Here is an 11,159-nt window from a genome sequence, read left to right as displayed (position 1 = left end):
GAGACGACACTCGGGCCCTCGGCCTGCCCACCCTCAGCCCACGGCACGAAAACGGTCCACCGACTCCGTCGGCGGACCGTCATGAAACTTCGAGGTTAGTACCAATGCCGGTGATTTAGGGCATCAGTGCAGGTAGAGCGCGCGATGACGAGTGTTCTGGGTGAGTAGAACCCTGGGATGCACAGGCGGTCCGCCACGGACTGATGATGCGCCAGGTGATCTCGGGACAGGGCAACGGGGCTCCCGGTAGGACAGGAGATCGACCAAGATCCGACTGCCTGCGAGGGAGCCCCGTTGGGCGCTCAGTCTGCCATCACTGTTGCCCCAGCCGTCACCACGGCGGTCCGTCCGGTGCCATCCCGAAGTCCCCGAAGGCGGTCGGAGCCGCAGTTCGGCGACCGGATCCGGCTCGGTGTACTCACCGAGGAGATCACACCCGAAGTAGTCGACGAAGTACTGGAGTTGACCGGAAGGACCGAGCTCCGCCGCAGGCTTCTCCCGGCCCGCGCGGTGGTCTACTTTGTCCTGGCTCTGTGCCTGTTCAGCAGCTCCGACAGCGCCGGGCCGCCGGGATACCGGGCGGTCCTGCGGACCCTGACCGAGAAACTGCGGCTCCTGCCGGGCGGGCTCGTGCAGCGCCTGCCCACCAGTTCGGCCCTCACCCGAGCCCGCCAGCGCCTGGGAGACAAGCCGTTGCAGGCCCTCTTCGAACGCCGGTGCGGCGCACAGGCGACACCCGCGACCCCGGGAGCATTCGCCTTCGGTTTGCGGCTGGTCGCCTGGGACGGCACCGCGCTGGACGTTCCGGACAGCCCCGAGAACGCCGCCACGTTCGGATTCACCGGCCGCGACGGCACCAACAAGAGCGGAAACCCACAGGTCAGACTGATGGCCCTGATCGAGTGCGGCACCCACGCCGTCATCGACGCGGCCTTCGACTCGATCGCCCAGTTCAGCGAGCACAAGCTCGCCCGCCGCCTGCTCGCCTCCCTGCGGCCCGGCATACCGCTGCTGGCCGACCGCAACTTCGCCGGCCACGAGCTGTGGGGCCTGGTCGAGGCGACCGGCTGCCACCTCGCCTGGCGGATCAAGAAGAACCTCGTCCTGCCGCCGCTGTGGGTCCTGCCCGACGGCTCGTACGTGTCCGTCATGCCCACCCCCGCCGAGGGCCAGCGCCTGGGCAACGCCCGCTTCCAGGGCTGCACCCCGACAGGGCTGCCCGCCGGACACCTCGTGCGCATCATCGACTACACCGTCACCGTCCGGCCCCAGCACGGGCCGGTGCAGGTGGAGAAGTTCCGCCTCGCGACCAGCCTGCTCGACCACCGGCAAGCCCCCGCACGGCAGGTGGCCCAGCTCTACCACCAGCGCTGGGAGATCGAGAACGGCTTCGCCGAACTCAAGAACCGCCTGCGCGGCGCCGGCTTCATCCTGCGTTCCAAAACCCCCGAGCTCATCTGCCAGGAAATCTACGCACTGCTCACCGTCTACCAGGCACTGTGCGCGCTCAAAGTCCACGCAGCCGAACAGGGAGAGATCGATCCTGACCGGATCTCCTTCACCACGACGGTGCGGCTCGCCCGGCTCACCACCGCCGGACAGACCGCTGCGAACCCGCAGGCACTGGGCGCCGCCCGCCTCGAAGTCGTCCAGGAACTCCTCAACGACCGCCTGCCCCCACGCCGCGACCGCCGCTGCCAGCGACTGAAGAAACCACCGCGGAACACGTTCGAAGCCAAACGCCGGGACGAGCCCCGCCCGCCCAGCCGCGTCAGCTACTCACTCAAAGTCACACGGAACCCGGGATACCCACCCTCACCTGCGGAAACGCCCTAAATCACCGGCATTGCCGGTCAGAGGCACTTTCTGCTTTCCTGACCGCCTGCCGGACAGCCCGCTTCATGAAAGCGCGAGGTTAACCGGGGAACTCCGGCTGTATTTCGCGCCGCCTCTTGAGGTGGCATCTTCGACGTGAGGTGCTCGGGGGGCCTGTCGGACTCGGCTGTGAACCCCCGGGGCCTCCACTCCGAGCCGTGATGGGTGGGCCCGGCGTGACCCCTGTGAGGGCGCTTCTCGCCTGACAGAGCGTCAGGAAAGTCGGCAATGGGTCAGCATGAGTCCTGCCAGAGGCTCAAAAATTCGGCAAAACGTGCAGGTGGTTGAATCATTCAACAATCATCGGCTGGCCTGGGAATGCAAACGTCTCTTATGCAAAACAGTTCCGGGTTTCCTTGAGGTGCCCGGCCCCTGGCGTGCGGCCCTACCAGCCCCGTCGGGTCTGCCGTCCGAAGAGGATGCCGCCGGGTTCGGGTGGTGGGGGAGTGCCCGGTTTGAGGGGCCAGGCGAGCAGCATGCCGGCGACGAAGCCGACCACGTGGGCCACGTACGCCACCGTCCCGGCACCGGTGACGCCCCCGCCCGACGAGTAGACCGCCTGCAGGACGAACCACAGGCCCAGCACGATCCAGGCGGGCAGGCGCAGCGGCAGGAAGATCAGGAAGGGGACGAGGACCCAGACGCGTGCCGCCGGGTAGAGCACCAGGTAGGCGCCGAGGACGTCGGGGCGGTACTGGAGCCGGCGCAAGCCGCGCCGTACGACGGTGACCAGGTCGTCGGGGTCGGCAAACGCCCGGTTGGTCTCGGTGGTGCGCGCAGCACGGACCAGATGTCCTTGACCGGGTTGAGGCCGGGTGCGTAGGACGGCAACTGGAAGACCGTGAGCCAGTCACGGTCGGCGATGGAGCGGCGCACGCCGGCGGTGAGATGGGTGGTGAGATGGTCCCAGACCAGCACGATCGGGCCGCCGAGCTGCTGGTGCGCGCACTGGATGAGGTCGCGGCAGTCCTTCCAGGAGAAGCTTGTGCGCCCGTCGGGTCGGGCGTCCGGGCAGGGCCGGTAGATCAGCCGGGAAGGCTCGTCGGGCTTGTAGCAGACCAGGGCGGCGACCGATCAGCGGCGGCGGGAGCGGCCTCGGACGCGGACCACGGGGGTGTGGCCGCGGCGGGACCAGGTGCGGGTGGTCGGCGACGGCACGGAGAAGCCGGCCTCGTCCTCGACGACGAGCCAGGCGTCGAGCGCCGCCCCGGTCCTTCCCCGCTCGGCCAGGTCTCCTTCACCCAGCCGGCCACCGCCGCCTCGTTGCGCTCGATCGCGCGGCGGGCGGGGATCTGGCAGCTCCGGCCGTGCCGCTTGAGCAGGGCGGCCACACCCTGGAGGGTGTAGCTCTGGTGGAACCGGCGTCCGATCAGCGTCTTGATCCGCGACAGGGTCCAGGGCTGGTCCGGCCGGCCGTGGGCCACCGGCCCTTTGAGCAGTGGCAGCGAGGCCGGGCCCTTCGCGGCCAGGGCTCTCGGTCCGCCCTGTGAGCAGGCCTTGCGCCGGCGCTGCACCGACCGGACGCTGAGCCGCAGGTCGTGCGCGATGACCGCGTTCTCGTCGCCGTGCCGGAACCGCTCGGCCGCCTCCATTCGTACCTTCTGGCGGAAGGCCCGGCGTTCGTCGGTCAGGCCACCGCCCTGGGGATACCTCATGCACTCGGGATACCGCAGGGAGCATGGGCCGTCGGCCCTACCGACACCACGCTTTGAAGGTCAGTAGGACCTCTAAAAGTAACGGTGTTGCACTCGGCGGGACGCCATCCGAAGGCGTCCCGCCACTTGGGGAGCCTCACAAGTCGAGTTCCACAAGTTCGTCGAGCGTCAGAAACCTACACTCGCCAGTCCGGAGATCAACCCTGACAGGAGTGCACCCAATTACCATCACTTCTGGGTTCTCGGTGCGAAGGTACTCATCGCTGTTGCAAGGCACGAAGAGAATCTCGCCGCGCAGGCTTGCAGTTAGCTCATCGGCAACCAGGGGAACCTCCGCTATCGAACTAGAGTCCAGAAATTCCTGGGCGCGCCTGATTCCTTCACTGACTTCAATCACTCTAACCTCGCGCTCTCCTGAAGCGGGCTGTCCGACAGGTGGTCCGTGAAGTAGAAAATGCCTCTGACCAGCAACAATGAGGATTGTCTAGGCCCTTGTTCCCGCTGAAGCCAGAGGCGCTTTCCAGGTGAAGAACCCTACCGGGTCCTACCCATGTGTCCGCGTCCAGGGCGACGGCCGCCGGGTCGTCTCCCACGCCGGCTCCGTCCTGCTCGTTGAGACCGTCCGCAAAGCCGGCCTTGACCAGGCGATATCCGCGGCTCTCGCTCCGTGGCGCAAGGCGCGGGCAGTCCACGATCCCGGCAAGGTTTTCCTGGACGTCGCGCTGACGGTCGCTCTCGGCGAGGACTGCCTCGCCGACATCGCCATGCTGTGGTCCGAGCCGTCCGCCTTCGGTCCGGTCGCCTCCGATCCGACCGTCTCCCGCCTGATCGGCATCCTTGCCGCTTCCGGACAGAAAGCCCTGCAGGCCGTCCGCTCCGCGCAAGCCCAAGTCCGCTCCCTTGTCTGCTCGTTGGCCGACAAGAACGCCCCTGATGCCGGCGGGGCGGGGTGCCTCCTCCGGGGGAGTGACCGTCGACCTGGACGGGGTGCTGGTGATCGCACACTCCGACAAGGAGGAAGCGGCTTCGAACTGGAAGAAGACCTACGGCCATCACCTACTGACAACCTTCGTCGATCACGGACCCGGCGGCACGGGCGAGCCGGTCGCCGCCCTGCTGCGGCCGGGGAATGCGGGATCGAACACGGCCGCCAACCACATCACCGCCGCTCAGCTGGCCCTGGCTCAGCTGCCGAAGAAGTACCGGCGTGCCAGGCGGACGCTCATCCGCTGTGACTCCGCCGGCGGGACCCACGAGTTCGTGTCCTGGCTCGCTCAGCGGGGCCGATGGCTGTCCTACTCCGTCGGCATGGTCATCACCGAACCGATCCACGAGCACGTCCTGAAGGCCCCGGTCACGGCCTGGACCCCGGCGATCGAGACGGACGGTGAAATCCGTGACGGCGCCTGGGTCGCCGAACTCACCGGCGGCCTGCTCGACGGCTGGCCGAAGGGCATGCGGCTGATCGTCCGCAAGGAACGGCCTCACCCGGGCGCCCAATTGAGGATCACGGACGCGGACGGCATGCGGATCACGTGCTTCGCCACCAACACCATCGGCCGACCGATTGCCGAACTCGAACTCCGCCACCGCCTGCGGGCCCGGGCCGGGGACCGTATCCGGGCGGCCCGGGTCACCAGCCTGCGGAACTTTCCCCTGCACACAACGACCCAGAACAAGGTCTGGCTGGAGATCGTGCAGATCGTCCTTGACCTGCTGGCTGGGGGCACCCCCGGACGGAGTCTGGGGGAGGATGTCGATGCTCGCCCTGACCGGGAAGGCCCGGCTCTGGTAGCCCAGCCGCCTTGCGGTTCCGCCTGTTCACCGCAGCAGCCCAGCTCGTCACCACCGGCCGACGCAGAATCCTTTGCCTCGCCCGGCACTGGCCCTGGACCAGCCACATCACCGCCGCCCTCGAACGGCTTGGCCGACTCCCCCCGGCTGACCAGCAGATTCTTCGTCCCGACGACAGCACGACCGGCCCGGAGTAGTGGAACCCGGCGCCCATCCGATACGTCAGTCGGGCCACTGGCCTGTCCGCCACCCGACACAGAACACAGAACGGTCCGCCGACTCCGTCGGCGGACCGTCACGAAAGATCGAGGCTAATTCGTCCTCAAGAGTTGGTACCTGGACCAGTAGGTGATTTTCTTGGCCGGAATATGACCCGACTGCCCATCGAGAAACACAACATCGCCTCCAACGTTCACTACGTTGAACGCATGACCGTTGCGTCCTCTTGAACCAATCACGATACCTCGTGCTCCCGGGCCAGCCTTCGAAATCTCCTCAACGATCGTACTCAGCCTGCGGGGTGAGAAATTCTTACCCGGGTAGAATCTGAGGATCTCAGCCGCACCTCCCGCCTTGATAGGTAGGGCGGAGGAGGGGGACCCGGCAAGCGTTCTGTCTAGGGCGACCGCGCAAGCACGGCAATTGACTTTGCTGCCCTTAGGATTGATCAGCTTGACGAGTTCTGGCGTCATGGGGGTCTTGTAAGAGAGTCCTCTTTCGGTGGCGCCTCCGCCTCCTGCTCCCCAACGCACGTTTCCGATCGCCGCGGTCAGGGAATTGGCGTTGGAAACGGGGACCTTCGGCCCAGGGACAAAGAAGAGCCCAAATTGCCCGATGCCCCCGAGGCACTCCACAGCGCCCGTGACAACGTCACCTTCCTGGAAAGCGTCTACGCCGCGCTGTACGCCGCCCATTCCTGTGAACTCGTCGACGCAGCCTGTCCAGCCCCATCGGCCGTTGGCCTTGGCGTAGTCAGATCCTGACTTGCAGGCATCGGCGAACGAGCTACCGATCTTGTCCAGCGCCGGCTCCAAGGGGATCCCCTCGGTGCCCGGTAGTTCGGCAGTCCAGCAGCTCTCGTCACCGCTGCCGGGTATCCACCAGCAGGTGCCTGCCGGGTCGTAACGGTTGGTCGGTCCGTTGCCGACGTAGGCGTAGGCCGACTCCGCAGGGACGTCCTGCCCCGGCGTGTAGGGGTCACGGCTGGTGAAGCGGCCGGTTTCCGGCGTGTAGTTGCGGGCGCGGAGGTAGTAGCCGGCAGCGTTGGTGGTCGGTTCCTTGTACTCGCCGGTGTAAGTGAAGCGGTTGGTGGGCGGGCTGGCGGCAATGTCGGTCTGTGTGGCTTCACCGAAGGCCGTGTAGCTGTAGCTCTTTTGCAGGGCACCGTTGGTGTCGGTGATATCGGTTACGGAGCCCAGCAGGTCGCGGTGGTGGTAGAAGGCTCCGGCGCTGGTGATCTGGCCCTGGATTTGGTTGACCGGGTTGTACTGGTAGTCGGCGATAAGACTGCCGCTGCCGCCGTTCTCAGTGGCAATGAGGGGCAGCCGGTTGTTGAGGTCCCAGGTCATGGTGCGCAGCGCCGAGCCGTCCTTCGACGCAGCGACTCGATTGCCGTCTGCATCGTAGGTGTAGCCGTACGTGCTGCTGCCGACGACAGCGCTGGTGAGGCGATTGGCCGCGTCATAGGTGAACTTGTTGGCACCAGCGTTGGTCTGGTTGCCGTCGTTGTCGTATGCGTACGCGGTCGTGGCGGTGCCGGCGGTTGATTGTGTGAGTTGGTCGGCGGAGTCGTAGGAGTACGTGGTGGTCGTGCCGCCCTTGTTCTGGGTGAGGCGGTTGCCGACCTTGTCATAGGTGAAGGTGGTGGCGGGTGAGCCGGAGGGGCAGCTGTCGGCCTGCGTGGGTGACTCGCAGTCTCTGAGGAGCCGGCCCATCTCGTCGTAGGTGTAGTAGTGCGAGATGGCGGTGGTGCCCCGGATGTTGTCGACTCGCTTGGGCTGGCCGTTGGCGCCGTATTCGGCGTGTGTCGACGTCAACGTGGAGTCGGCCTTCGCGGTCTGGATGTCCACGAGGCGTCCTGCCCGGTCGTAGGCGCGGGTCTCCGCGTATCCGTTGGTTCCTGGCAGGGTTGTGCGGGAGAGCTGAGCTGCCGCGGTGTAGCCGTAGGTGGTCTTGATGCCGTTGGTGGTGCTGGAGTCCCGATTGCCGTCGGACGTGTAGGTGTAGGTCGTCGAGTGTCCGTCAGGGTAGGTGCGGTTTGTGATGTGCCCGGCGTCATCGTAGGTGTAGCTGAACCCCGTCGTCTTGTTGGGCGCAGTGATCCCGATGACCCGGTTGTTCTCGTCGTAGGTGAAGGTGCGGGTACCCGTGGTGTCGACGACGGTCTTGCGGTTGCCGACTGCGTCGTGGGTCAGGGTGATGGCTGGGGTGCCGTCGCTGTAGCGAATCCCAGTCGGCAGACCCCGAGCATCGAAAGTCGTTGTGGCAGTGATCCCGCGGGCATTGGTGGTCTCCCGCCGGTTGCCGTCCTGGTCGTAGCGGTACTGCACTGTGCGGTCGAGTGGGTCGGTCACGGACGTGAGGCGGTGCGCCAGGTCGTGACTGTAGGTGGTCGTGTGTTTGTTGTCATCGACGCGCGTGCGCACGTCGCCGACCTGGTCGTAGGTGTAGCTGGTCACGCCGCCGTCGGCGGCAGTAACGGTTTCGATACGGCCGAGGGAGTCGTAGTCGGTAACTGTCTTGTTACGGGCCGCGTCCTCACGAAGGGTAAGACGACCAGCCGCGTCGTACGAGGCCGACTGCGTGCTCCCGAGGGGGCCGGTGATCGCAGTTTGGTTGCCGTCGACGTCGTAGCTGTAGGTAGTGGTGTACTTCGCGGGATCCGCCCCGGTGAGGTAACCACGCGGATCAGTCTCAGACTTCAGGCGCCCGTCAGCGTCGTACGTCCATGTGTGCTTGCGCCCTAGGTGCGTCGTGCGGCTGGTGCGGTTGCCGTCGGCGTCGTAGCCAAAGGTGGTGACCTTGCCCAGCGGATCCTTCACCGTGTTGAGCAGGTCGGCTGCGGTGTAGGTATAGGTGGTTACCTTCTCCCGCCCATCCGTGACGGTCGCTACGTTGCCGTTACCGTCGTAGGTGGTCTTCGTAGTGTGTGACAAAGCGTCAGTGACCTGCACGGGACGGTTAAGAGCATCGTAGGCCGTTGTGGTGGGCGCCCCGGTCGGATCAACTGTCTTGATCAGGTTACCGTTGGTGTCGTAGCCATAGGTTGTCGTGTACCTCGCCGGATCCGCTCCTGCGATGTTGCCACGCGGACCCGTCATGGATACCAGGCGGTTGGCTTTGTCATAGCCGTAGGTGGTCTTGGCGCCCGTGGGGTCGGTGACAGCCTTGACGTTGCCCACCGCGTCGTAGTCGGTGTGCGTGGTGGCATTCCCGGGAGCCACGACATCGGTGACGCGATTGAATTTGTCGTAAGTGTACTCAGCGACCCTCTGTGCGGCGTCCGTGACTTTTTTGGGGTTGCCGTTCGCGTCGTACTCGTACGCCGTCACGTTGCCGAGCGCATCCGTCACGCTCTCCAACCGCCCGGCCGTGTTGTACTTGTTGACAGTGGTGTACTTCGCGGGATCCGCGCCCGCGACATTGCCCCGAGGAGCGGTCGTGGTCAGCACTCGGTTGGCGGCGTCGTAGGTGTACGTGGTCTTCGCACCCGTCGGTGTGGTCTCCGACGCCAAATTTCCGCGGCTGTCGTACACGAACCGCGTGACATTGCCACGAGGAGACGTGGTGGTCTCGACATTGCCCAGGGCGTCGTAGGTGTAGGACTGCTTGCCCGCCGGGCCATTCACCTCGGTCAGCCGCTGCCGCGTGTCATAGACGTAGGTGGTGGTCGCGCCGCGGCCGTCCTTGTAGGAAGCGATCTTGTTGTTCGCGTCGTAGGTCCACGTTTGCGTCAGTGGACCTTCGGTCCTGGTGAGCAGGTTTCCGCGCGAGTCGTACGTCATCTTTGTGTGATTGCCACGCGCATCCACAGCGTCTTTCAGCCGCAGCTTCGCGTCATAGGTGAACGAGGTGACGTTGCCCAACGGATCGATTCTGTTGCGCAGCAGACTGCCGTGGTACAGGTCCGTCCAGATGCCGCCGTTGCCGTCCTGGTAGTTGGTCTCCAGTGTGCCCCGCGTGTACTTGGTGACCTTGCCGTCGGCGTCGACCTGCTCGGTGACCCGGCCGGATCCGTTGTATGTCGTCTTCATCACCACACGGCCAGCGGGGTCGGTGATGCTCGTCAGCCGCCCGCCCTCGTAGCCATAGACCACTGTGCCGCCGTCGGTGCCCTTCATGGACGTGAGCTGTCCAGAGGTGTAGCCGTACGTAACGCTTCGGCCACCGGGTAAATCAACCTTCGTGAGCAAGCGGCTGGCCGGATCGACAGTGGTGGTGATCCCGTTGCCCGCACCATCGGTGATTGAGCTCAGGTTGCCGTCGGTGTACGCGAAGCTGAGGCCGATGCCGGCCTTGTCCTTCCAGGAGGTGAGCCTGCCCGCGCCATCGAACTTCAGCATCCCGTGCTTGCCGGTAGACAGCGTGAATCCGCTGGCCGCCGAGCCCGTCAAGCCAGCCGTAACGCCCAAGGAAGCTGCGGTGTAGGCGCCCGTGGTCGCGTCCTTGGTGTATACAACACGTGATCCGTTGTCGGCCACGTATGTGACCTTTGTATCGGTCACCTCAAGGTGCGCGTCATAGGTCGATGACCAGCCCTTCCCCAGTAGTCCGGCGCTGGTGTTATCCGAGGCGTAGGTCCGTCTCAGCGCAAAGGACACGCCAGGCGCCGGTACGGACGCGTCTACGGTCATTTCGTTCAGTGCGCCCGTTGCGGTGTTGACGGGATCGCCCATGTAGCCTTGAATCGGTGTTCGTCCAGTGGTGTCCACGCAGACACAGCCGTACGTTTCGCTGGCGGGGAGCGACACCGGCCGTCCCTGAGCCGCGATGTTCGGGCCTCTTGCCTCAGCGCTCCAGCCAGTAGCGCAGCCCGTGCCGAGGGGATCCGAATGTGTTCCTCGATCCTCCGACACCGAGATCTTCAGGTAGTACTCGACGCCCTCGGTGAGGATCGTGGGGTCCGACACACCCCAGGTAAAGGTCTTGCCAGACCAATCCTTTGTTCCGTCAGGATCGGAGTTACACCACTGTTTGATCAGGGCATTGTCCGATGCCCTGTATAGACCCCTGTGGACCGACTCCGTCCCTACCGGAGTGTCATATCTGACATCTCCCCACTCCACATCGAACCCGAACCAGCTGTGTGGAGCCACCCCCAGGTTCGTCGGGGCTCCGATAGCCAGCGCGTTCAAGAGGCCGTCAGCTTGGCCGCTGCGCAACTTGGCACTGGGCACTGGCGCGCTGCTCTCCAGAGTCTTACTCCCCGGGAGACTGATGCTCGCACCCGGTTCCTTGGGCGCACGCAGCTCGTCGACCTGAGCACGACGCTCCTTGAGCGTCATCGGGTTCTCAGCCTTCAACGGCTTCGAGGTGCGCGACGTCGCTGGGGCTGTAACCGGAACCGCTGATGCTGTCGGAGCGTTCAGGCCGACGATGCCGCCACTCGCCAGCAACGTCGACGCCACGGCAACGGTCGCTATGAAGCGACCTACACCTGGACGTAATTGCACAACACCCTCCCCAGCCGACACAGACAGACCACCTGTTCTTGCCCAACGTGAGGCGGGAGATGAACCCGATACGGTGAGCTGACCATATGGGGACTGTCACTCGGCTGTTCGTGCAACCATGCGAGGGCCTCATGCGTTTGGTGATAATCGCCGACGCCCGGGC

The 11,159-nt window shown here is 65.3% G+C and carries 3 protein-coding genes and 4 pseudogenes; 2 read left to right on the top strand and 5 right to left on the bottom strand.

Annotation, left to right across the window (positions count from 1 at the left end):
• Positions 1 to 351 precede the first annotated feature (351 nt).
• Positions 352 to 1,836 carry an IS4 family transposase gene (locus tag ACFWVE_RS29890; RefSeq protein WP_384020606.1) on the top strand — a complete coding sequence of 495 codons (1,485 nt, stop codon included), beginning with the start codon at positions 352 to 354 and terminating at the stop codon, positions 1,834 to 1,836.
• Positions 1,837 to 2,260: 424 nt separating this feature from the next.
• Here the strand turns inward: ACFWVE_RS29890 and ACFWVE_RS29885 are convergent.
• The 4 genes and pseudogenes from ACFWVE_RS29885 to ACFWVE_RS29870 all read right to left on the bottom strand — a co-directional run.
• A pseudogene (locus ACFWVE_RS29885) lies at positions 2,261 to 2,557 on the bottom strand (rhomboid family intramembrane serine protease); the annotation flags it as partial.
• Positions 2,540 to 2,937: pseudogene (locus tag ACFWVE_RS29880) on the bottom strand (transposase); the annotation flags it as partial. The pseudogenes ACFWVE_RS29880 and ACFWVE_RS29885, both read right to left, overlap by 18 nt.
• A gap of 98 nt (positions 2,938 to 3,035) precedes the next feature.
• Positions 3,036 to 3,530, bottom strand: a pseudogene (locus tag ACFWVE_RS29875) (winged helix-turn-helix domain-containing protein); the annotation flags it as partial.
• Between the two features lie 136 nt (positions 3,531 to 3,666).
• Positions 3,667 to 3,927: a hypothetical protein gene (locus tag ACFWVE_RS29870; RefSeq protein WP_384020603.1), complete on the bottom strand. Its 261-nt coding sequence runs from the start codon at positions 3,925 to 3,927 to the stop codon at positions 3,667 to 3,669.
• Positions 3,928 to 4,054: 127 nt separating this feature from the next.
• Here ACFWVE_RS29870 and ACFWVE_RS29865 point away from each other — a divergent pair.
• Positions 4,055 to 5,521: pseudogene (locus ACFWVE_RS29865) on the top strand (IS1380 family transposase).
• A gap of 114 nt (positions 5,522 to 5,635) precedes the next feature.
• Here ACFWVE_RS29865 and ACFWVE_RS29860 read toward each other — a convergent pair.
• On the bottom strand, positions 5,636 to 10,951 hold the full coding sequence (locus tag ACFWVE_RS29860) for a DUF6531 domain-containing protein (RefSeq protein ID WP_384020600.1): 5,316 nt from the start codon (positions 10,949 to 10,951) through the stop codon (positions 5,636 to 5,638).
• Positions 10,952 to 11,159 lie beyond the last annotated feature (208 nt).

This window comes from Streptomyces sp. NPDC058632 (assembly GCF_042717095.1).
Lineage (GTDB): Bacteria > Actinomycetota > Actinomycetes > Streptomycetales > Streptomycetaceae > Streptomyces.
This window is presented reverse-complemented; position numbering and strand designations above follow the sequence as displayed.